The sequence below is a fragment of the Agriterribacter sp. genome (assembly GCF_035445465.1).
Classification (GTDB): Bacteria; Bacteroidota; Bacteroidia; order Chitinophagales; family Chitinophagaceae; genus Agriterribacter.
In genome coordinates this window covers 1,750-27,967 of the sequence record NZ_DAOMQT010000053.1, presented here as the reverse complement: position 1 = coordinate 27,967, position 26,218 = coordinate 1,750, and the positions used below count along the sequence as shown (strand labels likewise).

Sequence of the window (26,218 nt, the reverse complement as noted above, 5' to 3'; positions counted from 1 at the left end):
GCCGTTGATGAGAATTGAACTCACGACCTCTTCCTTACCAAGGAAGTGCTCTACCCCTGAGCTACAACGGCAATCTCAGTTTAAGAGTTTTCAGTTTGTAGTTTCCAGTTGTCCCAACTTCAAAACTGTAAACGCCAAATCTAAAGAGCGGGAGACCGGGCTCGAACCGGCCACCTATAGCTTGGAAGGCTATCGCTCTACCAAATGAGCTACTCCCGCTTATCATTTCAAATTTGAAATTTGAAATTTCAAATTATTCTGTGGGCAAGGATGGATTCGAACCACCGAACTCCGAAGAGGACAGATTTACAGTCTGTTGCCGTTGGCCACTTGGCTACTTGCCCAAAATTGTGTGTAAGCCTGTTATGAAAACAATATGATGGCGACGGCAATTGCTGCCTCACAAATTCATACCCGAAAAAATACAGTAAAGCGCTGAGCCAGTGGAGGGATTCGAACCCCCGACCAGCTGATTACAAATCAGCTGCTCTGGCCAACTGAGCTACACTGGCATTTTGTTGAAATTCAATCCTGTAAAGAACTTTACCCCAAGCAGGCTTACCACCTCATTTTTTGGGAAGGCAAAGGTAATGGAAATCTTTAAATGCAAAAATTTATGAAGATAATTTTTTAGGAAGGAGAAGCCGTTGGCAGATAATAATGATACAGAGCGCCGAAAACACTGATTATTCCGAATAAAAAAGGCCCCGTGAAGAGGCCTTCTTTATTTACGCAGCTTGCATTTGTTTATCTTTTTTTCGTTTAATCTGCTCAATAATGGAATCTAAAGCAGCGTCAAACGATTCTTCGAAAGACTTGGAGGATTCCTTGGAGAAAAAAGCGTAACGCGGCACCTTCACTTTAATTTCTGCAATCTTGTCTTTGATCTGGTGCGACACATTATCCAGTTTCAGGTACACATCAATGGTGGTAATCCTGTCGTGGAAATTGTTCAGTTTTTTGATCTTTTTGTTAACATGCTCAAGCAAATTTGATGCGGCATCAAAATGCACCGTTTGAATGTTTACATTCATGATAATCCAGTTTAATTTCTGTGAACAATTAAGAATAACTAAAGAAAGAACTTATTGCTGTAACTGCAAAGCTGCAACATCCTCAAGTTAGGCCTTTATGCATAAGATTTCAAATAAAATTTTATTGCAAAAAGCGCTCTTTTTTTATTTTAAATGCCCGATTGTATCAGGCTTTGGGGTGGGCTTTCTGGTACACCGCTTTCAGCTTTTCTATGGTATTATGCGTGTATACCTGGGTAGCGGCAAGGCTGGAGTGACCGAGCAGCTCTTTAACTGCATTAAGATCTGCCCCATGATTGGTGAGATGTGTAGCGAAAGTATGGCGAAGGATATGCGGACTTTTCTTTTTAATGGTGGTAACAAGCGTAAGGTATTTTTTTACAACGAGGTAAACATATTTCGGATACAGCTTTTTCCCTTTACCGTTAACCAAAAGATGCAGTTCATCGAACGACTCATGTACCCTGCGCTTTTCTTTTATATACGCGTCAATACTGCCGGCTATTTCCGTATTAAGCGGAATCATCCTTTCCTTATTTCCCTTGCCAAGCACTTTAATGCGCTGCTGCTGAATGTCTACCTGGTTTTCTTTAATATTGATCAGCTCACTTAACCGCATTCCGGTAGTGTAAAGCAGCTCAAGGATCAGCCTTTCTGTGCGGCCTTCCCAGCCTTCTTTAAATGCAACATGATTAAAAAGGGTTTCCGTATGCTTTTGTTCCACAAAAACCGGTAGCCGTTTTGCAACTTTAGGCGATATTACGGTGGTCATTGGCGTGGTTTGGAGCAAACCGGTTCTTAAATGATATTTAAAAAAAGCTTTAAGCGTTGATATTTTCCGGTTTACCGTTTTACCGGTGCGTTGATTTTCCATCAGGTTGGCCAGCCATGAGCGGATATGAATAGCTGCAATATCCTGCAAGGGACTGAACGGATAATCTTTTTCTTTAAGATAAGTAAAAAACTGCTCCAGGTCTTTCCTGTAAGCAGTAACAGTATGCTGCGAATACCGCTTTTCAAAGCGGATATAATTTATAAACGACTGTATTTGCGGAATATGAAGCGAACCAGGCATAAAAAAGGTAGCCATAAAGTTATATACTCTACGGCTACCTGATCAAAATTATTTAAAAAAGACGGGCTTACTTGGGCTCAATCTTTCCAATAGCTATATTCTGCTTGTAAACTGCTTTCAACACCTCTCCCCTGCGCCTGATAGAAGGCTTGGTAAAGGACTGGCGGCCTCTTAATTGCAGTAAGATTTTAGCTTTTTCAAACTTCTTTTTGTACTTTTTAAGCGCCTTGTCTATATTTTCGCAATCTTTGGAATCAATAATCAGCATAATGTAATATACCTCCTTTATCAGTTTTTAAGGAGTGCAAAGATAATACAAGAAAACTAAAATCCAAAGCAAATTCAAAAATTCAGCCGGGTACAGTAATTTGCGTTTATGTTTACAGGCATCATTGAATCGGTAGGCAGCGTTATTTCGGTAAAAGATGAGGGTTCCAATAAGCAATTTTGGATCACATCGCCCCTCAGTGCCGGGTTTAAGCCGGACCAGAGCATTGCCCATAACGGTGTTTGCCTCACCGTTGAAACCGTTAAGGATAATACCCACCGGGTTACCGCCGTTCAGGAAACCCTGCAAAAGACGAATATCAGCGAATGGAAGTCCGGCGACTACATCAATCTTGAACAATGCTTAACGCTGAACAGCCGCTTAGACGGACATATAGTACAGGGACATGCAGACACAACCGCTGTTTGTATAGAAAAAGAAGCCCTGAACGGGAGCTGGAAATACCGTTTTCGTTTCCCTGAAAAATTTGCTCCCCTGATCATTGAAAAAGGCTCTGTTTGTGTAAACGGCATCAGTCTTACCGCTTTCGATGTAACCTCAGGCAGCTTTGCAGTAGCTATCATTCCCTATACCTATGCGCATACCAATATGCAGCAAGTAAATAAGGGAGATTCCGTGAACATTGAATTTGATATGATAGGTAAATATGTGGTGAGGGGAGTGGAATTGGGAAACAGATTAAAGTAACTCATAACAACTACTCACTAAACAAACTCCTTCGTAATAAACTATTGTTGTATTGCTGAATATTGGCACGGATTATATTTTGTAATGCTTCTTTTTCACCGCTGTATTCCGGGTCATCTGCCAGGTTCCGTTTTAATCCAGGGTCTTCGGGGTAACAGTAAAGATATTGTACTTTTTCGAGCGGTTCATTGTATCCCAATACAAATCTATCTGTAATAATCTGGTGGATAGAGTTCATTCTATTCACCACATAACGGTTTGTAAAAGTGTTGTCTAATAAACTTCTGCCAAAGCCTGTATAATCTTTTTTTTCTGCACGCAGGATATTTAAAAAATAAGTTGCGTCAAACTTATATGATTATGTAGCTTATTGCATTATATTTTTCAGTTTTAACGCCGGCTTTTCAATACAATGCCACGAAAACCAGCAAAAAGGTATTAATACTAACAGTGTTAATATCATTAACTCCAATGGAGCAACTTTATCCGATCCGGTATGCAAAAGAATTTGCTGCACAGGAAAGGCATAAATATATGTGGAATATGAAAAATCATTTTTTGAAAAAAAATTCTTCCCCAGCACGGGTGTGCTGAAACTAAGAAATAAAGTTAAATACGAAAAAGCAATAAGTTCCGTGAGCTTATTTATAATTATAATATGCCTGGTAAAATACCAAAGTACTAATACAGCCAGCAGGATAGCCAAATTCATTTTTATCTTATCCCGAACAAAGAAGACAAAAGATCCTAAAAAGAAAAACCCAGCCCATGAAATATATGGCGCCAGATAAATCCAAATTGGGTTAATACTGAAATATGGTGATGCCAGATAGATGAAAAGAAAGAGCCCGGGAAAGAGAATATACAATTTTATTTTTTTTAGTACCCCGGTAATGAAAAAAACAGCCAATAAAATATAGAACCTGAACTCAACAGGTAAACTCCACAAAGAGCCGTTTACCCCATGTTCATCAAAAACACCCGGCAAAAAAAAACGTAATCTTATAAGTGAAATACCGCCGAAAAAGTATTCCCATGTCTGGCCATTTTTAAAATATGCACCAATGGGCATTGCAGTAAAAACAGGTCCTAGAATAAATACAGTTAAGAAAATTAAAACGATTAATGCCGGATATATTCTCAAAACACGTTTCCACAAAAAATGTGTAATGCCTGCAGAGTTATACAAACTTTGTGTGATCAAAAGCCCGCTTATAAAGAAAAAAAAGATCAAACCAATACGACTTAAAGATGTAGCACCACCGGATAACAAACTCAATGGCTCAGCCGCTGATCTGTTCAGCAGATCAAATGAGTGGCTGATTAATACAAATATTGCCGCAAAATGCCTGAGTAATGTGACATTATTTGAGGTTTTCGAAACATCAGTAGAAAGGCCAGTCACCATCAAGCCATTTTTATTTTATTATCAATAATATTGTTACAACCAGTCAAAAAGCATTAAATTATAGGGATGGATTTTTATACAACACAAATCGTACGGGCCAACCACCAAATACCTTTAAAGATATCCAGTCCTTTTTGAAAGAATTCAATTGTTCATCGGTATAGTCATTTGAAATATTAGAATAAAGTACATAAGGTGATTGTTCGGGCGGAAGTTTCGAAAAAGTCGTAGTATCACTGTTCAGGTCAATGCATTTTCCTGTTAAATTATACGGGAACCCACCATTTACCTTTCCGAGAGGGATATTTTCTGCTTTTATAAAATGCAATGCTTCCTTTCTCAGTTTATAATAAGGTAAATGAGCCAGGGTAGCATCCCAGCCTTTGGCAATGGGATCGGGGAAAACCCATAGATTACCCGATAACAGCCCCACAAGGGAAAGTAACCATACGCGTTTAAATTGCTTAAGGGTCAACCCCTCTTCCGCTAAGGAACAAAAAACAAAGGTGGTTATTGCAATTAAGGGCAATAAATACCTGTGCAACAATGAGTGCCTGTAGAAGAACTGGAGTAATACAGAAACCAGGAAACATAAAATCCACAACAGCAAAAGCTCCGTTGTTCGTTTGCTTAAAGCTATACTTCCTTTCATCCGGGAAATAATTGCAATTCCCATAAAAATCCAAATGAAAACCATCCCCATATCAACCATCCTAAATGAAAAAACAACTATATTTCTGGCAAATCCTTTTATTCCTGCGCTGTCAAAAGAATCTGCCCATGGAGAATTGGCATGGTATCCTATCCAGCCTGAATGAGCATAATGCAAAGACAGAAATGCAATAACAACCAGGATGCCTGGAGAAAAAATGAGCGCAAACCTTATAATGGATTTAAATGAAAGGCCTTGTCTGAGAACAGCAAACAGGCAGAGATACGCTACACACATCATGCCCCGCATGCTGATTGCGCCGAGCACTAACGCACCAATTAATATTTTCAGTTTACTATTATCAAGTATTCCATTGAGCGTAAAAAAAAAGAAGCCAAATAAAACAATATCGGGGCTCACCAGGGTCGCCTGTCCTAAAATAATCGGGTTAAAGAGCACCAGTGCTGCAACATATGGAAACCTGCTCTTAAAATAATATTTACATATTTCTGTTACTTCGCGAATCATAAGAATGATAAAAGGCAACATCAGAATATGTCCAACCGGTACCCGCACACCGAACATCTTCCACATCAACGCTAACAACATTGCGAAGAAGGAAGGATGTCCACTGTCAATACCTGTTGGTAAAAAAAAATATTTAAAATTATTGTCATAATACCACCATGCCTGAAGCGAAGCTAAATGGGTGGTGTCCCAAAAAAAACCATTGTTCAATGACACTGCAAAAAGGATAAGATAAGCTATAAGAAAAAACAAGAATGGATTTCTCTTATTAGCGGTATGTTCATATTTCATCTCAGTTGTAAGTATCACTAAATAACTTTTGCTATTCAATTTTCTTTAGTACCCATTTATCCTGTTCGGGTGATTTATGATTTTTCTCTCCGGCAATAAATTCAATAACTTCAAATTTATTCTTTATGAGCGATTTTATGAAATGTGGTGGTTGAAAGGCAGAAAACAAACGATTTCCCTCCAATACCCTATCCCTGATAATTAATTCTGCTTCGTTAAACTTATGCCTTTCATCTGCTGACAATTTGTATTCATAAGATTTCCCCTGCGTGGTAATAAACAGTATTCCACCTGGTTTAATTATCCGGTACAATTCGTTCAACCATGCATAGTGACTTAACTCCGAAAGGTGCGTAAAAACAGACAATCCCATTACAATGTTAAAATAAGCATCAGGATACAATGTGGGTGGAGAAATATTAGTTTGCTCAAACCTTATGCCTTTAATTTTTGATTTACACCAATTTATATACTGTTCATTATAATCAACAGCATGTAACTCAGCTTCGGGAAGTAAGCCCGGCAAATGACGAGTTACTCTTGCTGGTCCGCATCCCCAATCCAGGCACCTGGTCCCTTTGTGCAAAATATCATACTGCTTTCCTAACAAACTAATAATTTCCCTGGCTGTATCCAATCCGTCATTATAATAAACCTCATAATTTAGCATATAAGTTTCGTACAGGAAAAAGTCGGGTGGTATTTCAATATCCGGGTGCTTATTCAAATACTTAGTATTGGAATTTTTAAAAGTCGCCTGATTCAAAAGAAAACGAAGCTTTTCTACCCCGGCTAGTAGTCCGAATCTCCGTAAAAATCCTGATATATAAGGTTTGATCACATTCTATTTTGAGACTGTAACAGACAAAATAAATTAAACCCAGAGTAACAATGCTATGACATCTAAATCACTTACAACTTTCAATCTATCTCATCAGGTACATCTTACCATAACCCTTATTAAAATATTGATCCGTATTATCACCTTCTGTTTTAAATTTATCAAGGGATTTTCCATTCAGATTGGTAATTACCCGGTAAAGATATATTCCATTTGCCAGTTTCTGACCATACTGATCGGTACCATCCCATTTAAATGAAGTAATATTTCTACCAATTCTTAAAGGTCCAAGTTCTTCTTTTGTTATCTCCCTCACAATTTTTCCGGTTATGGTTAGTACCTGAATACGGATATTCTGAGGCACATCACTACCCGTTAATGTGAATACAAAAGCTGTTGAAGTAGTAAAAGGATTAGGATAATTGAACATATTAGAGATCATGGGCTTATTAATGATCTTAAACCCAACCCTGTATTCTGCCTGTCCGCTTTTGTTACCACTTTTATCCCTACCCGAAACGATCATTTCATAATCTCCGTCTTCCAGGAAAGACGGATTGAAATCAATTGTGGCCGTATTATCGTTTACATTTCCCGCATTCAAATTTGCCGGTGTAAATCTTAAGGTGTCACTGGTAAAGGAAAACGTTCTGATCTGATCATCCGGGAACCTCACCTGCACTTTTATTAAAGCAGTATCATCCAGGGCCAGGAACTTGTTTTCGTCTTTAAGCCTGATCAAAATATGCGGCTTTGCCGACACAATATCATTGTTCAGTATATGAACCCCGTCAAACGTTACATCAAGCAAAGGATTCCCATTATCCGGCCTCACATAAAAATTATGTATCGCGTAATTATTAAAATGGTATTGTTCCGGCTGATCTTCATCCGGATTAATTTCCACAAACAATGAGTTTGCCCCCGGGTAATCCTTAGTATCAATTTCATAAGAAAAAATCAGCGTATCGCCCGCAACAAGCGGCTTACGTCTGAGCAAATCAATAATATGCTGAACATTTTTACTGTCTGTTATTCTCGCCACAAGCTTTAAGCTGTCGAAGCTTGTCTCACTTATATTCTTAAACGCTATTGCAAAAACAAACTTCTCACCCATTTCCAGCGTATCTTTTCCTTTTATATATAAATTGGGTGCAATGGACCCTTCCGGAGGAAGCTTGCCATTAATTCGCCAATAACCAAGCTGATAGGGCGTAGCATTTACAGAATCGCCGGTAAGCATTTTCAATTTTAGATACGGGTATGCTTTGCTATCAATAAATTCAATGGTTGTATCGCGTGCATTACGAACAGTCGCCAATAATTCAATATTTCCATTGCCATTTTTTCCGTATACTTCAATTTCTGATTTATCAGATAAAACCTGATCAGCACTTTCGCCATCCCAGTGTAATGCATCCCATTTTAATGCCGGACCAAACCATGGAGATTCAACGGATCCTTTCTCCAGAGATTCTTCCAGCGTAAAATTTTCAACTATATAATCATTGGGAGCAGTGCCCGTTCTTTGAAAGACCGGGGCATCCGGATCCCCTTTCTTAAAAAAGAAAAGGAAGGGGATGTTACGGGTAAAACTATCAATTTTATTTAGTCCGAAACTCTTCAGCTTATGATAGAGTGATTTGTTGGTGCCCAGTGTTGCGGTATCTTCCATCCAGTTGCTGATAAACGATTGATTAGCGGGTGTAAAGGTATTCACAGATACTCCAGCCCAGTAAATCATTACCATATTATCATCGGGAATAGAATCAAGCATTTGCATCGCTTTTCTTCGCTGAGCCGAATCTGCAAAAAGGTAAGAAAAGGAGTAAGGCTTGAGGTGACATATTGGTCTGCTACCAAACCTACCCTCTGTTGCACTTACATTAAAATTCTCCCACGGCTTCGCTGTGTTTGCATCAAATACCACTATTTGCAAAACATTAAAATCACACATCCAGTCTGCTATAACATCATCATTTCTGCTTATTGCAATTTGACCGCCTACAAATGCGGGATATAATCCCACTTTTGCATTAATATTCACTGATTGCTTATCAAAATAAAACCGCCTGTCAGGCTTCAAAGCCATTGAATCATAAGCGCTATAGGTATGCTGAAAGTAGTGAGACTGGTTATACCCCGGTGTACTTTGTGTATTATAAAGAAAAGACGCGTTATTCCATACCGCATTATCCCCCGATGTAGTGGTGCGCCAGTAGTATACGGTATTATTAACCAGGCTGATATTGGGACGAAACTCAATAATGCCGCCTGTTCCGCTTTGCGTTACTGCTTGCTTAAGCGCCGAATTGAAGAATCGGGTTGTATCAATTTCCATTATATAGTGAGAAGCTTCTTTACCTGAATGGGGAGCATAGGCATAGAATGAGATACCGGCTTTGTTAACAATAGAAAAATCATAAGGGTAAACAGGCCTTACTTCATCTTCCAGTATATAAAAAGATTTGATAAATGTATTATTCGTTTCGGTTACCTCATCTGCCTCCTCATCGGCGTCAACCTTAATGATAAATTTATTCTCACCCTTTTCAATTGCTCCATTTATTGGAATCATCACGGCTATACTATCGGCATATTTTATTGCTTCAATCCTTTTTCTAAGAACGGAAATGATATTACCATCGGGTAATTGGCGTTTGATCTCTACAGTAATGGAATCATCAACCGCTTTTCCTATATTAAAAAATTTTACCTCCAGCGTAAAATTATTATCCGCAACGGATATCAATGAAGGGATCTTTATCATCTGGTCTTCCACTACGTAATCGGGCTTTGCCTGGGTATAAAACCGGATAGCCGGATCTCCATGCAAAGTAATTTCCTCCGCATGTATCCTTGCAAAAAAATCAGTTCCCCAAACGCCCTGGAGATAACGAAACGATTCTTCCATTATCTCCCCTATGGAATGCCCGTAATCTTTTTGTGATATGGCCTTGTAGAGTCCGTTAAGATATGAGTTAAGATAGTTTACAATACCAAAATGCGAACTCGCTATAAAGCCTATGCTGCCGCGCTGATTTGCCAGCATATACTTTTCCGACAAAGTGGTTATTACCGTAAACCTGTTTTGATCGAATGTAAAAATGTCACCCGCGAGGCATCCGTTTACAAAAAAGAAAGGATACTTTCCCTGGTTGTCGTAAATGGATGGATCGTCAATATTGAACTCCAGGGTGCTGGCTGAAGAATGCCCGAAATAATTAATGATGCCAATACCCTCTGCAAACAATTGCTTCAGCCCTTCGGAGGAAAGATCGCTTGTAACCGCGGATGATTTGGTGAAACTTTTAACCTTAGCACCATATAACGTATCTTCTATTGTGGTTTTGAGCTGATTCATATACCCTCCGATCTGGGCCGTAAGCGCAGCATCGCCCCCTCCAATGGCATGTACTACGTTTTTCATCCATGCACGGCCGGCAACTGTATGCGGGGCATTACTGGCAGTAGCTTCATATTCTTTTACTTTTTCGAGATATACCTCAATTTCAGTAGGTATAACCGCCGACAGCCGCCCGACAGGTATGCTGGAAATGATTTCATTTCCTCTTGCCACCAGCAAATTATCAGAAGCAGGATGGCCGAATGAAGGCACAAGATTTAACCGTTCCAGCAGCGGGTTGCTCTGGTTGGTTCTTGCATCTATATAATTCACTCCTTTACCAATAAGGAAAACAGCCATAGGCGCTGTTTGAAAATTATCTTCCGCGTATTGCACAAAGTTTTTAACGGCCCCCGGATGCCGCTTGATGCCAAAGGCAAACTGATCGGTGAGCTGATCTATATCGTATATTTTTGCGATGTAGCTTCCCCCTGCAGCTGAATTGCGGTATTGCGCATACGCCTCTACCGGATTGCCATTAGATCCGTTATATAACAGCCGGTTGCTAATGATAAGGTAATTGCCATGATGATCCGGTTGCCCGTAATCAATAAAATTACGGGGAGTCAATGCATTGATCATCGTAACATTGGATGCCAGCGCATTCATCAAGATCAGCTTTCTTTTCTGTACCGAAGGCGGCAGGGCGAATTTTATAACACCCGATTCAGCAATATCACCGGTATATCTTTTATGATTGGAGAGGTCATAAAGTATAGGGGCGGCGCTACCCCTGTTAAAGTTGGTAATCCTGAGAAAGTTCCCAGTGGCTGTAGCGGGCAACTCAAATATAAAATTAGTATTGTTGCCAAAATTGAATTGCCGGGGGTAAGTGATCTCATACCTCGATACCACCATCCTGTCATTGGGATTAGCGGAAGTATTGGTGATCCTTACCGCAGCAGTACCCGCACTGATTAAACTTACCGGCAGGGTTACCTGCTGGCGCGTGTCATTAAAAACATTCATCACCACATCCACAAGCTGGGTGTTATTTACCTCAGCCTTAATGTTGCGGTTATACAACGCATTGCCCGATGCAGCAATATAAAAGGTACCGTCCGGACCTCCCGCATACGGAAATAAATTATTAATAACAGGTTCATTTAACGGAGTGGCAGGCCGAATATCACCACTGGTATACCCTTCTCCCTTATCGTAGGATGATGAATATACGTACTCCCCTACCAGCCCCGCGTAACCCGGATTGATCCTGTTTTTAAAATACTTGCCGTAGGTATACATAAAGTAGGGCTCGGGAACCAATGTGTTACCTGCTATATTATTAGCTTCATTAACCAATCTCAGGTTACCGCCTGAAGGATTAACCGTTAAAAAAAAAGAAGCCGTATCTGTTTCAAGGCTCCATTTATCTGATAACTGGTCATTGATATTCCTGTATAATTTGGTATCGGGTTTGCCATCGTTCATTTCTCCCCAAAATTCCAGATACCCGGCTGCATCTAAGAGGCCGGAAGCAACGGAAGTATATAAAGGCACCTGCGTGCCATTGCGCCATAACTGGAAATATTCAGCGGGTGTATTGTCTAATCCGGCAGCCTGTAAAGTAGATTTTGTAATCCGGTGTAAGCCATCTTTTGCAACCGGGAATTTATAATACGTTTTGCTGTAATCTATCCACTCATTGTTATACTGCCCCCTGGCCAAAAAAGAGCTTAACGTAAATAGTATAAACAGTACCTGTTTCATCATACGCTATTTTGTTTTAACGCTTTTGGTCTTTTCCTTTTTCACTAAATCTAACCGGATAGAAAAGATATGCGTATATAAAGGGTTGGATTGATTGGCAAGGTTCGTAAAAGCATAATCTATGGCAATATGCTTTAGCTTAAAGCCGGCGCCCAGGCCCGGCTGGTATATCCATACTTTTTTCTGATTAAGGGTATCGCCATCGGCCAGTGCCCGCTGGAAATTATAAATACCGCTTCTTACAAAAATCAGGTCTTTATATCCCAACTCAATGCCCAGCCTCGGGTCAATGCTTACCGGGTCGGCACTAACAATTACATTTCGTTTACCGTCAAATGTAAGGTCCGCATTGGCTTCGGCCAACAGGTTAAAATTTTTGCCCAATGCAAAATCATAGGCTGCACCCAGTACCAGGCGGGGAGCTGTTAATTCGGTTGATTTTACCGGTATTTCATTATCGGTGAGATAAAGCACTTCTTTTTCCTCTTCTGTGAAGCTAAAGCTCCAGGCATTAAACGTTGTGGTAACATCCCTGGCGGCAATGCCCAGCTTCCAGCGTTTGGTTTGCATTTGCACACCGGCATCCAAACCAAAACCCCAGGCTTTTGCAAATGTTCCTACATTACGATGAATAACTTTGGCATTAACGCCAAAGCTGAATAGCCTGTTGCCCTTTTGCTTCAGGCTTTGTGCATAAGAAAAAAGAAAAGCATAATCTGCAGAAGAAAAGGAACGGATATTATTGTAGTTGATAGAGCCGTCGGGCTCAACAAGGTATAAGGTATTGGGAATATCATCTACACCGAAACGCAGTAAAGATAACGCAATCGTCCTTTTTTTATCACTTAAGGGAATGGCTACACTACCGTAATCATATTTACCGATACCCGAAAAATATTCTGCATGCATAAAATTTACAACCGGGTTATCTTTTATGTGCACAAGCCCGGCAGGATTCCAGTAACCCGCATTGCCATCGCTAACCGAAGCTACCTGCGCTCCACCCATTCCAAGCCCCCTTGCCCCGGCTCCTATATTTAAAAACTCATTGGAATATTTACGAAACTGGGCATAGGCATGCATACTACTACTTAACAGAACAATCAAAACTATTCTCAGAAGCACTTTTTTCATTCAACTTATTTACTGATAAGTAATTTCTTCTCATTTTCCGGCATTTTGCAGCCGGTTGGCAATACAAATATACACAGGAACTTTTGCAGGGATAAGCATTAAAATACAAGCTTTTATAACGGATTTACACCCAAATTATTGCCTTTTGAAACGGACTTGATAAACTAACATTATTTTTGCCCAAAACAACTTGAAAATGACGCTTATAGAAGAGCTGAAATGGCGGGGTATGCTGCAGGATATTATGCCCGGAACGGAAGATCAGTTAAATAAGGAAATGACTACGGCTTATATTGGCTTTGATCCTACCGCCAACAGTTTGCATATCGGTAGCCTGGTTCCTATATTATTATTGGTACACCTTCAAAAAAAAGGACATAAGCCTATTGCGCTTATCGGCGGCGCAACCGGTATGATCGGCGACCCCAGCGGTAAAAGCGAAGAACGGAACCTGCTGAGCGCCGAACAATTAGACGTTAATGTAGCAGGGATCAGGCAACAACTGGAGAAACACCTGAACTTTGACCCTACCCTGCTGAACAGCGCTGAACTGGTAAATAACTACGACTGGTTCAAAAATATCAGCTTTATTGAGTTCCTGCGGGATGCAGGAAAATATATTACGGTTAACTACATGATGGCCAAAGACAGCGTAAAAAAGCGCATTGAAGGCGATACCGGCATCAGCTACACGGAATTTGCCTACCAACTCATGCAGGGATACGATTATTACTGGCTATACACCAATAAAAACTGCAAGCTCCAAATGGGTGGCAGTGATCAATGGGGTAATATTACTACGGGCTCGGAGCTTATACGACGTAAGGCAGGCGGCGAAGCTTTCGCGTTTACCTGCCCCCTTATTACAAAAGCTGACGGCGGAAAGTTTGGTAAAACAGAAAAAGGAAACATATGGTTAAACGCGGAAAGAACTTCTCCTTACCAGTTCTATCAATTCTGGCTGAATGCTTCGGATGAAGATGCGGAAAAATGGATTAAAATTTTCACCTTTTTATCTCCGGCAGAAATCAATACACTGCTTGCACAACATCATCAAAACCCGGCCGAACGGTTGTTACAAAAAACACTGGCTAAAGAAGTAACCATTTTCATTCATGGTGAAGAGCAGTACAGCAAAGCCGTTGAAATAACGGAAAAATTATTTGCGCAGCAAAACGCGCCTGCCACAGCACTCAGCGCCGAAGACCTTGAAAGTATGGAAGGCGTTATAAAATTTGATTATTCCAAACAAAAAATAAACAGCGGTATTGACATTGTTTCCTTTCTGGCGGAAACGGGCGCTTTTTCAAGTAAAGGAGAAGCCAGGAAAATGGTTCAAAGTGGTGGCGTAAGCATTAATCGTAATAGAATAGATAATATTTCAAAGGAAATTAATGCAGCCGATCTTTTACATGATACATACGTATTAATCCAAAAAGGAAAGAAAAATTATTACTTGGTTAAAGCCAATTAAATATCCGGCAATGAAATTTGGTTTAGATGCGGCGAGTATTTACTTTTGCAGCCCTTAAACCTGCTTTTAAGGAAGGATTGCCCGATAGTATAATGGTAGTACGACAGTTTTTGGTACTGTTTGTCTTGGTTCGAATCCAGGTCGGGCAACCAAATTGGATAAGCCGGTTCCCTGACCGGCTTTTTCTATTTTTCCTTCTTTGCGGGTTTTGTCGGGCTTGTTAATGCCTGGTTTGGAAAGAAAGACCGGCTAATTTGACTTTAAAAGAGAATGATAATATCGTAAAAGCCGCCGGGTTTGGTACCCGGCGGCTTTTGAATAACATCTTACCAATGAAATTATTTATTTAGCGGTAAGAACAAAGCTGTTAACTATTACTTTTTCGTATCCGGTGATGACTTCATTGCCTGTTCCATCGTCTTCATATACCGGTTCCAGGAATACTTCCTGCACTTTTAACCTGGCATTGCTTAACTCCAGTATCTTGAAATAATGATTATTATTTGCCTCATCCTGCCCTGCTGCATAAGTCACAATAGCATCGGGCTCTTCAGGATGCCACTTCCAGTTTATAGATTCAGCGTAATCCGGATATTGCAGTACAAAACTTCCCGCAGCCGAAATAATCATATGAAAATCGCCATCTATTTCATTTTCTTCGTAAAAGGTGGCACCATCTTCTTCTGTGGTCAATTTCCAGGTGTTCAGCAGTGCTTTCCTGTTTTCATTTACCTCTATATTAGGCCTCTTCGCTGCTTTTACAGTCATCGGAATATCATAATACGTGAACGAAAAGCTTAAAGAATCCCCATATGTCCTGATATCTGTAAGCGGTCCCAGCCCATCCAGGTTAAAGGTAATGCTGTCGGAAACAGAGATAGTGTGAACCAGTCCGTAATAATAATTCAATGTTATGATGCAGGTACTGTCACTGAAAAACTCTACGGATGTTACTGCACCTATGTCCAGCTTCTCCTGGTTTTTAAAAGATGCATGCGATGACTTTTCCTGCTTCCTGCCAAAAAAAGGTACATCAACATCCCATCTGCCCTGTACCAGCTCAAACAGCGTTGGCGGCGGAGGAGGATTCGATGCAGGAGGAGTGGATGCAGGGTTGTCATCCTTTTTACAGGAAAAAAATAAAACCAGGGATAAGCATGTAACCAGGTACAAAAGATTAGAACGGGTTCTCATTGAATCAGGAATTTAGTTAAAATGAAGAATGTAAAATGAAAATTTCACTGCTGAAACGATTCTTTTCCTGAAGAATTGTAACACGGCCTTCTTTTTCGTTTATACTATACAGTGAGTTAGCATAAACATATAGCCCGTACTACTGGTAATTTTCAAATGGAGATTTACGGTTATACCTTAACGTAATAAACAGCAGGTTGCTTATCTTACACCCGGGGTCTTAACCCGCTCACCTGTTAGTGTGGGGTACTTTTAAATTAATAGTGATATGTTAATAGTGATATGCGGGTGAGATGCCTATTTAGACACCTGGAACTTTCCCGATTCAATAATCTTTCCATTTTTATTGCGCAACTGGAAAATATATACACCCCGTGTAAAATCGGAAAGATTTACCTGGTTGGTAAGACTTATACCGGTAAGCTCAAAAACCTTTTTGCCCAAAAAATTATATATTACCAGGTTGTATGACCTGTCGTAATCTTTCTGAAAATCGAAATTGATGATAGTAGTAGCGGGGTTGGGGTAAAACTTCAGGATCTTTACGGCAGGCTCTTTAGCTGCAAAGAGATAGTTTTCCTGGCTAAAGCCGGAAAAATGCAACATCACTCCCATTAAAAATATCAGCGTAAAGGTCTTCACTCTATAAAATTAGGATTTTATCTGTAAAAGATAACGCAAATTTTGTCTTTCAAAGTATAGCAGGAAAATTGAAAAATGGTAATTTGATATAATGTGAGAATTTAAAAATGTGGAAATGGGATTTGCAAGCGCTGAAGCGGCAGGTCATAGTACGCCTGTGTGAAAGTGAAAATATCAGAACCGCGGACAGCGTAAAATATCTTTGGTGCTGCCACTGGTATTGAGAAAGCCGATGTAACTCAGCGAAATTTCAAATCCTCCTCTTCCCTGGCTTGATGTGCGGAGCTGAGATATGTTCATATCATAGCTGAATGCTACCGAAAAAGGATGATAGTCTAATTTTACTACCGGTATAATCGCGTCTTCCCATCTCAGGTAGCCGCCCATATGCACTATATAGTCCGGCGCCTCTTCATCCCCTATTTTCCGGGAATACATCGCTCCCCCGATCAGCTCCCTAAAAGGCCCCTGCACGCTTATATCAGCATTAATAGTAATGTAGGAAAGATCACCCATTGTAGTTCTTAAGCCACCCGAAGCTACCCACTTGGGCAGGTGCTGCAACTTTTGATAAAAAGAGTTAGCGGGTTTATTAAAATGATGATATGCCAGTCCTGCAAAAAAATTATTCTCTTTATTATCGCCTATTGAGGAATTGTAGCTCATGCCCACACCAGCGTCAAAATAGGAGTAGTTGGATGCAAAGGTTTCACCGTCGGGCAGTGAGCCATTGTAGCCAAACCCGTCGTACTGGTTGTTAGTGGTTACTTTTGAACGGTCTAAGCTCCGGGAAACCAACCCTCCTATAAAGCCAATGGAAACATACCTGTTTTTATCGGCGTTCATAGACTTATGATAATTCACCGCGGGCAGCAAATGCGTGGTGTTAAGGGCTACCGAGCCCGCCTTATCCCATAATACCTGCAACCCCGCGGTCATAAAATCATCTCCCCGGCCTATAGCAAACTTATACTCCCCGTTGAGCGAGCCTGTTTGATAGGGTGTGGTTACACTTCCCCACTGGTTGCGGTATACCAACTGCGCCCTTACATCTCCTTCAAACAAACCGGCAAGCGCGGGGTTACGCAGCAGCGGCGCCTCATAAAATTGTGAGAAGTGAAGATCCTGCGCTTTCGGAGCAACAGCCAACAATATCAAAAACACCAAAAAGCACCACCTCACCGGCATGCCAAATAATGAGTAGTATGTGTTTTTTTTATTGAGCATTCATTTATCGTATTAATGTTACATTTCCCTTCATGGGTACAATTTGCGCATTTTCGCAAATAAATTCAACCATATATACGTACACATCGGGAGGCACGGCCTGGTTACCCATTTTTCCATCCCATCCTTTAGTGGGATCGTTCGCTGAAAAGTTTCTCCTGTCGAAAACCAATTGCCCCCAGCGATTGTAAATTTTCATGGATTGTACACTTGCCAGTCCCCTGCCGCGCGGGTAAAACACATCATTCATGCCATCGCCATTGGGTGAAAAAGTATTGGGTACAAAATAGTTTTCCGTTTTACAAACTACTTCCACCATGATGTCTGCAGCATTGGAGCAGGTATTGCTATCCGTTACCTGTATATGATAAGTGGTAGTTACTTTGGGTTTAGCCAAAGGCGCCGGGCAGCTGGTGCAGCTTAATCCATCGGGAGGCGTCCAGGTATAGTGGCTTATGCCGCTGCTGTAGCTTACCGGCATTACTATTTCTCCTCCCACCGGTATAACCACGTTTTGCGTTGTAATAACCGGCAGCGGGGCTACCATTAAGGGATGCGTTGCCATATCCTTGCAACCAAAATTGTTGGTGGCGGTAAGGGTTACGGTATAGTTCCCGGGGTTATCATAACTGATGGTATTATTCCTTTCGGCAGATGTTCTTCCATCACCAAAGCTCCAGTTCCATAGTATAGCCGTATCCGGCGGCTGGGCAAGCGAACCATTGAAAGCAATGGCACGGCTTATACAGGTAATATCACCTGCCGCTATTACGGGGTTAGGGGTACGGTACACCCTCACCGTGTCGGTATAGGTTCTTTCGCAGCCGCTCTGCGTGGTAGCGGTAAGTGAAACGGGGTATAAGCCGGCCTGTGGAAATATATGGGCGGGAGGGGTTTTATCTATTGAAGTTTGCCCATCGCCAAAATTCCAAAGCTGGGAAACAACAGGGTCATTGCTTATGGTATAATTGGTAACGAATATGGTACCCGAATCGCAAAATTGTTTTTTGTCAATATTGAAAGCCGGAACAGCACCCCTTACATTGATAGGTGTTGGTCCGGATACACTCACCCTGCAATCCTGCGCATCAACCAGCGCCACGGAAGGCCGGTAGGTGTTTGGATAATCGTAAAGATGGTTCAGTACGGTTTGACCGGAAGAATCTATATCACCATCTCCAAAAGCAAACTGAAATTTAGTGCCCGGCGGCGTAACGATATTAAATGCTATTGGCACTTCATTACAGATGGGAGACGGAGGCACAGTATAATTAATCCTGGTATAGGCAAGAGGATCATACACATTCACCTCTCCTACTGCCGAATCCACACAGCCACCATAACCGGTTACGTAAAGCTTCACCACGTAGCTCCCATACACATCATAAAAATGCCTGGGTTCTGCCAGTGTAGAGTTGGTACTATCGCCAAAATCCCAGTAAAAGGATTCGTAATTCTCCGACCTGTTAAAGAATTTGGCTTCCAGCAACTGGCAGGTAGACGAAGTATCGGTTGCTTCAAAGGCCGCCACAGGGGTTCTTACGTCTATATACTCTGTTCTTGTTAAAGAATCGCTGCAGCCCAGGCTATCGGTTACCACTAATTTTACGCTATACTTTCCATCAGCATATATATTCGATGGGTTTTGCGCTGTTGCTGTTTGCCCGTTGCCAAAATCCCACGCATAAGTAAGTCCTTTACCGCTGGACGAATCATTAAACGCTAACGGCATACCCGGACAGAACAAGGTTTGCACGGCGCCAAAATAGGCTTTGGGGGCCGATATTTTTACAGGGTCTGCAAGGGTAAATGCATCTACACAGCCATCCGCATCTTTTACGGTAAGCTTAACAGCATACGTTCCGGTATCGGCGTACTGGTGCGTAAACGGGGGCGCAGAAAAGGTTTGCGTTGTATTATCCCCAAAATCCCATAACCATTCTGCAATGGCGGTTCCGGAAGGGGTGGACTCGTCGGTGAAGCTAACGGCATCGCTTCCGCAGTTTACCGCAGCAAACGAGGTAAATTGTGCCGTGGGGCCTTTCACCTGCAGCGTTTTGCTTTCCGTTGCCGAACAACCGTTTTTATCGGTTACGGTTAGCTCAAGCAACCTGTTGCCGGGTGACTGGAAAACGGTATCAAATGACGGCTCATTACGAACTGCCTCAGCGTCAACAAACCAGGTATATGACGCAATCCTTGATGTATCCTCCACTGAATTGAAAACAAGCTGTGTGTTTTTGCACATGGCAGCAGACGGCAACGTAAAGTCGGCATTAACGGAAAAAAGATCTATTTGCCGCACATATACCGCAGTACAGGAACCATTAATAACCGTAAGCTGCACATTGTATTGCCCGGAAGCGGGGAAGGTATGCCCCGGAGGATGTTGATCTGTGGAAGCCTGACCATCGCCAAAATCCCATTGGTAAATAGGAGTGCCGAGGCTGGCATCCACGATAGAACTGTCGGTGAATTTTACCAGCAGGGGGTTGGAACAGTTCACTTCAAAACCAAAATTGGCCACCGGCGCATCTTTATGGAATATATCTGCTTTGGTTATTGCCGGGCCCGGGCAGCCGTTATTAAATGGTGTTAGTTTTACTGTAACCATGCCGGTATCCCGGAACAAATGAACCGGGTTTTGCTCATCTGAAGTTTCGCCATCACCAAAATCCCATAACCATTCATTGGCGCCACTGGAAGTTCCATAAAATTTTACGCTATCCGATACACAATTGCCGGTGTTATCAAAGGTAAAATCCGCAGTTGAAGGCGGTGTTCCAACCCTTACATAGTGAGGAGGGGTGGTAACCGTACATCCGTCAACCGTAGTAACCGTAACTTTCATGGGAAAAACGCCGGTACCGGTATAGGTGTGGGTTGGGGTTGGGTTAGTGCTGGTAATGCCATCACCAAAATCCCATAGATAGGAATCTATAGCGTCAACAGTCCGGATCTCTGTTACCGGATGAACTGTAACAGCATTTACACAGCCTTCATCAACAGCAGTAATAATTCTAACGGTTGTGGGGATCACCCGCACAAACCGGGGTTTGGTAATGGTATTGCCGCAACCGTTGGCGGTTGTTACCGTAAGCGTAACATCATAAGAGGCAACACTGGTATAAGTGTGGGAAGGATTTTGTGCTGTAGAAGTATTCCCGTCGCCAAAGTCCCAGAGCCAGCTTACAGCGCCGGGCGTATTGTTTTGAAACTGCACTTCAAGCGGCACACCACAACCTAAGTTATTAACAGCCGTAAAATCAACAGCGGCTTTTGGCGTTATTTTAATGGTTTTACTTACGGAATCGCTGCAATGCGCATAATTACTGATCAGCTTTACGGTATAGCTTCCCGCCGCTCCGTAGGTTTTTACGGGGTTAGGCTCTGAAGATTGGGTACCGTCGCCAAAATCCCATAATAAAGATGCACCACCAGCCGCGGAAGTATTTGCGAAATGAACGGGTTCAACCAAACAACTGCTGTCGGGGCTGCTGAACCCCGCCGCATAGGTAGTAACCGTAACCGTTTTTTGAACCGTATCCTTACAGCCATAATTGCTTTGAGCGATCAGTTGAACGGCATAATCGCCATCTGTAGCAAAATTTACCACCGGGTTGGCGGAATCTGCTGTACTGCCATTTCCAAAATTCCATGTATAGGTAAGTCTGCCCGGCCCGCTCGACTCATTGGTAAAAGCCACGCCAAACGGCGGCGTGCATGCTGCCGAAGGGGTATTTACAAAATCGGCAACAATGCCCGATACCATGCGGATATACCTTCCCCTGCTTACCCGCCGGCTGCAGCCGTTGCTGCTGGTTACCGTGAGCGCCACATTGAAATACCCCGTTTCGGTATAGGTATGTTGGGGGTTTTGCTGGTTGGATGTTCCCCCATCGCCAAAATCCCATGACCACTCGCTGATCGTTCCCACCGTTGTGGAAGCGGTACCCGTAAACTGGATGGTGGCCGGTAAGCACGCGGTAGTAATATCTGCCCGGAAATCAGCAGTAGGGGAAGGATAGACCGTGATATAACCCGTTTTGGTAACCGCGTTAACCCCGCTTTGATTGCGCACCACCAGGGTTACCGAATACGTGCCGGGCTGATTAAAAGTTATACCCGGGTTTTGCTGATTGGCCAACTGGCTAAAAGAGCCGCCGTCTGTAAATTCCCAGTCCCAGTACTTAGGATCGCCGGTAGATAAATCCTTAAAGTTTACGCGGAGCGGCGCACAACCCGACAATACAGATCCCGAAAAATCTGCCACAGGTGTTTGTGCCTTCACAGCCTGAACAAGCAACAATACTAATATGGTATTCAATATTCCTTTTTTCAAGCCGCATTACATTTATACAGGGTCAGATTATTAAACGGTAAACTACTTGCCCGATGGCAAATTTGGCCAAAACTATCGTATTTTTTATATAGTTCAGGACCTGTATATAATAACTTTTCGGGGGTAAGTCAAAGGACAGGATACTAACCAGCTATACGTTTGGTTATTCAGGGAAGTTGGGTTATACAAGGGCGGTTACGCTTTTTTTACCAGCTTTAGATATGCCGTACGACTGGTATTAAAGGGTTTGGCTTCAACCAGTTTGGTTGTGTTGTTGGTGATCTTCCAGGTATCATTAAGCCTTTGCAGCGGCTCACCAGCACCCGGAAAGTTTGAAAATATGGTGAGGTCATTTACATTGCCCTCCCAGGTACCCATAACCTGTTCGGTTGTTGCTGTTTTTATGGCAAATACCTTTCCATCTTCTTTAAACTGAAACTCATAGCCATCGAAATTTGCAGTAATGTCAGCATTATCATCTGTAAACACCTGCACGATCCACAGCCCGCTGGTCATGGCATTTATAATAAATCTTTTCCCTATGTCCTCCTTCACTTTCTTACACTGAAGCCCGCTTAATGAAAAAACAAGCAAAAACAGCAACCCGTAACAAACACTATTTTTTTTCATACCATCCTATTTGATCAAAAATGATACACTGCTCTGTATTTATTGGTAAGATACTGCATAAAATACTTCAATTGCAACGGTTCATCTGTTATTTTATTGCATAATTCGCTGCTGGTATACGCCCTTCCGTATTGATATACATGTGTTTGCAGCCATTGATGGATGAGCGTGTAATCACCATTAGCTATCTGGTCTGTTAGCCCCGCATACTGTTTTTGCATACCGGCAAAAAACTGTGCAGCATACAAACTACCCAAACTATAGGTTGGAAAATAGCCAAAGCTCCCGTGGCTCCAGTGAATATCCTGCAGGCAACCGTTTTTATCATCCGGCACATCAACCCCCAGTAAGGTTTTGTACGATTCGTTCCAGAACGATGGGATATCTTTTACATCCACACTTCCCTCTACCAGCTTTTTCTCTAAGGCATACCGGATCATTACATGAAAATGATAGGTCAGCTCATCCGCTTCCGTACGGATAAGGGAAGGCTTTACCTTATTTACCGCGGCAAATAGCTGTTGCGCACCCGCCTGGTTTAACTGTGGAAAGTATTGCCGGATCAGCGGGATATTATGCTCTATAAAAGCTTTATTCCTGCCAATGCAGTTTTCCCAAAGCCGGCTTTGCGACTCATGTATACCCAGGGAGCAATATTCGCCGAGCGGTAACCCGTATTGATTTGCCGGTAACCCCTGTTCATACAAAGCATGACCGCCTTCGTGCAAACAGCTCCATGTCATTGAGGTAAAATCATTTTCATCAATACGGGTAGTAACGCGCACATCGCTGGTATTAAAACTGGTGGTAAACGGGTGTTCTGAAATATCCTGCCTGCCTGCTTCAAAATCGTATCCCATCCGTTTCAGCATATCAAGTCCAAAACGCCATTGAGCGTCCTTATCAAAGTGCTGGTGCAAAAAGCCGTCATCCGGCTGTGGCCTTTGCATAACGGTTGAAAGCAATGATTGCAAGGGTTGCTGCAATTCATCGAATAAGGCATCCAGCCACGCAACCGTGGCGCCTTTTTCAAATTCATTCAACAGCGCATCATAGGGATGCTGCTCAAACCCCAAGATATGCACTTCTTCTTTTTTAAGCCGGATAAGATCACCAAGGCTTTTTTCAAAAACACGGAAATCATTTTGTTTCCGCGCTTCTATCCATGCATGGTAACTCCTGCTGGTAGCTTCAGCAAGCTCACGTACAAATGCCGAAGTATATTTTTTATTCTTCTTATAATCTTCCAGCGTTAATGCCACATTGCGCTGCTGCATGTCAGTAAGTCCGCCCGCTGCCGATAATTCATTCAGTAATGAGCCTAATTTTTCTTCTGCGAAAAGCTGGTGCGCTATTTCGCTGAGCGTGGCCATTTGCTGGCCCCGGAGCGATGCTCCTTTGGCAGGTAAATACGTTTCCTGGTCCCATTGCAAAACCGCCAGTGCATATTTTACATCCGCTATTTTATGCATTTGGGCGGTGTACTGCTCATATAGTTGTTGAGATGTCATACGATTGTTACAAGCAGCTTTCAGCGAATAGCTATCGGCTTTCAGCTTTCAGCACCGATGGTCTGACGCTCCTTCGTTGCGTACCGGCCGCTGCTTTTTTTCTTTCAAATTCCTCCTACCACAAAAGTTTCCCATCCCTCATATTTTCCAAAATAATGTAATGCCAGTTCCCACAGGTACAGGCTTACTTTATCAATGCTGTTATAATCTACTTTATCCGTTCTTGAAATATGCAAGCTGTAAGGGCGATCTTTTACGCCGATTTCTTTACCGGCATTTTCTACCGTAAAGCCGTTGTCCTGCACCACCCCTGCAAATTTTTTCCTGTCTGCCTCTGTTTTAAAAAAGAGAAAATGATCTACTTTACGGGGTGCGGTCAGTTGGTCTCCTTTTGCATGCAGGGCATCCACCATACGCCTGTTTTGTATACGTTCCATTTCTTTTTGGGTAGGATACAATACATTGAGATAATTGCTGAGATCATCATCGCGGTTCACCAGAACAGTCCAGGTATAGGTAGAAAAATGCTGCAAAACAGTTGCAACATGCGTTATACAGTTTGAAGTATCGTTACTGTAAAAATAAAAATCCCTCTTTCCATCCCGGGTATAACGCCCGGTGTACTGTGCGCTTAAAGCACTGCTTAAGCTGTTCACCAGCCCGTTTTCTATACTGTCTAATGTTTTTATTTCATTTCCTGCAGGCATTCCATCAGGTTGCACCCGCTTCATGTTAAGCTGCACAATGATCACGTTCCGTTTTTCCTTAGCTTCGGGGGAATTGCCAAAATCGAGGTCAACAACAACAGACGCCGGCTTATGATTGATTTGCACCACATAAGCGTCCCAGTTGCCTTTATATTGCTGGGCTTTTATTTGCAACAGTGCAATACAGCTAAATAAGAGGAACAGTATTTTTTTCATGATCATATACCGGCAAAGCCGCTAAAAACAATTTCGCAGCAAAGTAATGGCTATTTTTATATTACTTTTTGAAGAGCTATGAAAATTAAGGACATCATTAACGTTTTGGAAAATGCAGCGCCTCCCGCGCTGCAGGACTCCTATGACAATGCCGGCTTAATTACCGGCGATGAACGGCAGTACTGTACAGGTGTGCTTTGTTCGTTAGATGCAACAGAAGCCGTGGTTGATGAAGCCATTGAGCGCAAATGTAACCTGATTGTAGCGCATCATCCGGTTGTTTTTAAAGGGCTGAAACGCATTACCGGCAAAACCTATGTAGAGCGTACGATCATTAAGGCCATCAAAAATGAGATCGCTATTTACGCCATTCACACTAACCTCGACAATATTATTGCCGGCGTAAACGGGCGGATGGCCGACAGGCTGGGGCTCATCAACAGGGCCATATTACAGCCAAAAGCATTAACCCTTAAAAAGCTGTATACTTTTGTGCCCGTTGAGCAGGCCGAAAACCTGCGAACCGCCTTATTTCATGCCGGGGCGGGACATATTGGCAACTACAGCCAATGCAGCTTCAACAGTGAAGGAACCGGCACTTTTAAAGGAGAAGCGGGTACACATCCTTTTGCCGGCGTTACAGGGGAGCTTCATTTTGAAAAAGAAGTAAAAATAGAAGTCATTTTTCCCGCCTGGATAGAGCAAAAACTGGTACAGGCACTTAAGGCCGCGCACCCCTATGAAGAGGTTGCTTACGATGTGGTGCAGCTCGAAAACACCCACCAGCATACCGGCGCCGGACTTACCGGGTTGCTGCCTCAACCTATGGAAGAAAAGGAATTTTTAGGCTTTTTGAAAGAAAGTTTTCAGCTCCGGCTGATACGTCATACCCGCCTTACCGGAAGCCCAATACAAAAAGTAGCGCTCTGCGGAGGAGCAGGTAGCTTTTTGATTTCCAACGCTTTACACGCAAACGCTGATATTTTCATAAGCGCCGATATCAAATACCATGAATTTTTTGATGCTGATAGCCGGATGGTAATAGCAGACATAGGGCATTTTGAGAGCGAGCAATATACGATTGACTTATTGCATGATATTTTGCTGGAAAAATTTCCTACCTTTGCCGTCCTAAAAACAGCGGTAAATACCAACCCGGTCTTTTATTACGCTTAATTCATAAATCGTATAGATCATATGGCCAACGTAAAAGAATTCTC

The 26,218-nt window shown here is 42.3% G+C and carries 19 protein-coding genes and 5 tRNA genes; 4 read left to right on the top strand and 20 right to left on the bottom strand.

The features are described 5' to 3' along the window. From PLE34_RS18160 to rpsU, 7 genes are all read right to left on the bottom strand, one after another. Positions 1–71 (bottom strand) — tRNA-Thr (locus PLE34_RS18160). Between the two features lie 75 nt (positions 72–146). Next, positions 147–219 (bottom strand) — tRNA-Gly (locus tag PLE34_RS18155). Between the two features lie 42 nt (positions 220–261). Next, positions 262–344 (bottom strand) — tRNA-Tyr (locus PLE34_RS18150). A 94-nt stretch (positions 345–438) separates the two neighbouring features. Beyond that, a tRNA-Thr gene (locus tag PLE34_RS18145) sits at positions 439–512 on the bottom strand. Between the two features lie 216 nt (positions 513–728). Beyond that, a complete protein-coding gene (gene hpf / locus PLE34_RS18140; protein WP_152267445.1) occupies positions 729–1,034 on the bottom strand; it encodes a ribosome hibernation-promoting factor, HPF/YfiA family in 306 nt (101 codons plus the stop codon). 166 nt (positions 1,035–1,200) lie between these two features. After that, positions 1,201–2,124, bottom strand: a complete 924-nt coding sequence (locus PLE34_RS18135; protein ID WP_324559216.1) for a tyrosine-type recombinase/integrase — start codon at positions 2,122–2,124, stop codon at positions 1,201–1,203. 52 nt (positions 2,125–2,176) lie between these two features. After that, a complete protein-coding gene (gene rpsU, locus PLE34_RS18130; RefSeq protein WP_324559215.1) occupies positions 2,177–2,377 on the bottom strand; it encodes a 30S ribosomal protein S21 in 201 nt (66 codons plus the stop codon). A gap of 108 nt (positions 2,378–2,485) precedes the next feature. On the opposite strand from rpsU, the gene PLE34_RS18125 reads away from it, so the two are divergent. Beyond that, positions 2,486–3,085 carry a riboflavin synthase gene (locus PLE34_RS18125; RefSeq protein WP_324559214.1) on the top strand — a complete coding sequence of 200 codons (600 nt, stop codon included), beginning with the start codon at positions 2,486–2,488 and terminating at the stop codon, positions 3,083–3,085. Positions 3,086–3,095: 10 nt separating this feature from the next. Here the strand turns inward: PLE34_RS18125 and PLE34_RS18120 are convergent, their stop codons facing one another. The 6 genes from PLE34_RS18120 to PLE34_RS18095 form a co-directional block, all read right to left on the bottom strand. Continuing rightward, positions 3,096–3,332 carry a hypothetical protein gene (locus PLE34_RS18120; protein ID WP_324559213.1) on the bottom strand — a complete coding sequence of 79 codons (237 nt, stop codon included), beginning with the start codon at positions 3,330–3,332 and terminating at the stop codon, positions 3,096–3,098. 120 nt (positions 3,333–3,452) lie between these two features. Continuing rightward, the gene (locus tag PLE34_RS21910) at positions 3,453–4,493 is read right to left on the bottom strand and encodes an acyltransferase family protein (RefSeq protein ID WP_502875889.1); all 1,041 of its coding nucleotides are present in this window, start codon (positions 4,491–4,493) and stop codon (positions 3,453–3,455) included. A gap of 58 nt (positions 4,494–4,551) precedes the next feature. Next, positions 4,552–5,982 carry a hypothetical protein gene (locus tag PLE34_RS18110; RefSeq protein WP_324559211.1) on the bottom strand — a complete coding sequence of 477 codons (1,431 nt, stop codon included), beginning with the start codon at positions 5,980–5,982 and terminating at the stop codon, positions 4,552–4,554. Between the two features lie 13 nt (positions 5,983–5,995). Beyond that, a complete protein-coding gene (locus PLE34_RS18105; RefSeq protein ID WP_324559210.1) occupies positions 5,996–6,691 on the bottom strand; it encodes a class I SAM-dependent methyltransferase in 696 nt (231 codons plus the stop codon). Positions 6,692–6,890: 199 nt separating this feature from the next. Beyond that, positions 6,891–11,924: a putative type IX secretion system sortase PorU2 gene (porU2, locus tag PLE34_RS18100; RefSeq protein WP_324559209.1), complete on the bottom strand. Its 5,034-nt coding sequence runs from the start codon at positions 11,922–11,924 to the stop codon at positions 6,891–6,893. Between the two features lie 3 nt (positions 11,925–11,927). Next, entirely contained in the window at positions 11,928–13,055 is a 1,128-nt protein-coding gene (locus PLE34_RS18095) for a putative type IX sorting system protein PorV2 (RefSeq protein WP_324559208.1), read from the bottom strand. 196 nt (positions 13,056–13,251) lie between these two features. Here PLE34_RS18095 and tyrS point away from each other — a divergent pair, with 196 nt between their 5' ends. After that, positions 13,252–14,529, top strand: a complete 1,278-nt coding sequence (tyrS, locus tag PLE34_RS18090; RefSeq protein ID WP_324559207.1) for a tyrosine--tRNA ligase — start codon at positions 13,252–13,254, stop codon at positions 14,527–14,529. A 78-nt stretch (positions 14,530–14,607) separates the two neighbouring features. Next, positions 14,608–14,681 (top strand) — tRNA-Gln (locus PLE34_RS18085). A gap of 190 nt (positions 14,682–14,871) precedes the next feature. Here the strand turns inward: PLE34_RS18085 and PLE34_RS18080 are convergent. The 7 genes from PLE34_RS18080 to PLE34_RS18050 all read right to left on the bottom strand — a co-directional run bounded on the left by PLE34_RS18080 (position 14,872) and on the right by PLE34_RS18050 (position 24,998). Continuing rightward, positions 14,872–15,723, bottom strand: coding sequence for a hypothetical protein (locus tag PLE34_RS18080; protein ID WP_324559206.1), 852 nt, complete (start codon positions 15,721–15,723; stop codon positions 14,872–14,874). A 297-nt stretch (positions 15,724–16,020) separates the two neighbouring features. Continuing rightward, entirely contained in the window at positions 16,021–16,365 is a 345-nt protein-coding gene (locus tag PLE34_RS18075) for a T9SS type A sorting domain-containing protein (protein ID WP_324559205.1), read from the bottom strand. A 174-nt stretch (positions 16,366–16,539) separates the two neighbouring features. Beyond that, positions 16,540–17,592 carry a PorP/SprF family type IX secretion system membrane protein gene (locus tag PLE34_RS18070; RefSeq protein ID WP_324559204.1) on the bottom strand — a complete coding sequence of 351 codons (1,053 nt, stop codon included), beginning with the start codon at positions 17,590–17,592 and terminating at the stop codon, positions 16,540–16,542. A gap of 4 nt (positions 17,593–17,596) precedes the next feature. Further along, positions 17,597–21,934: a PKD domain-containing protein gene (locus PLE34_RS18065; protein WP_324559203.1), complete on the bottom strand. Its 4,338-nt coding sequence runs from the start codon at positions 21,932–21,934 to the stop codon at positions 17,597–17,599. Between the two features lie 195 nt (positions 21,935–22,129). Beyond that, positions 22,130–22,564 carry a hypothetical protein gene (locus tag PLE34_RS18060; RefSeq protein ID WP_324559202.1) on the bottom strand — a complete coding sequence of 145 codons (435 nt, stop codon included), beginning with the start codon at positions 22,562–22,564 and terminating at the stop codon, positions 22,130–22,132. A 14-nt stretch (positions 22,565–22,578) separates the two neighbouring features. Then, entirely contained in the window at positions 22,579–24,075 is a 1,497-nt protein-coding gene (locus PLE34_RS18055) for a carboxypeptidase M32 (protein ID WP_324559201.1), read from the bottom strand. 104 nt (positions 24,076–24,179) lie between these two features. Continuing rightward, complete coding sequence (locus tag PLE34_RS18050; protein WP_324559200.1) at positions 24,180–24,998, bottom strand: DUF695 domain-containing protein; 819 nt, start codon at positions 24,996–24,998, stop codon at positions 24,180–24,182. Positions 24,999–25,076: 78 nt separating this feature from the next. On the opposite strand from PLE34_RS18050, the gene PLE34_RS18045 reads away from it, so the two are divergent. Then, positions 25,077–26,174, top strand: coding sequence for a Nif3-like dinuclear metal center hexameric protein (locus tag PLE34_RS18045; RefSeq protein ID WP_324559199.1), 1,098 nt, complete (start codon positions 25,077–25,079; stop codon positions 26,172–26,174). Positions 26,175–26,218 lie beyond the last annotated feature (44 nt).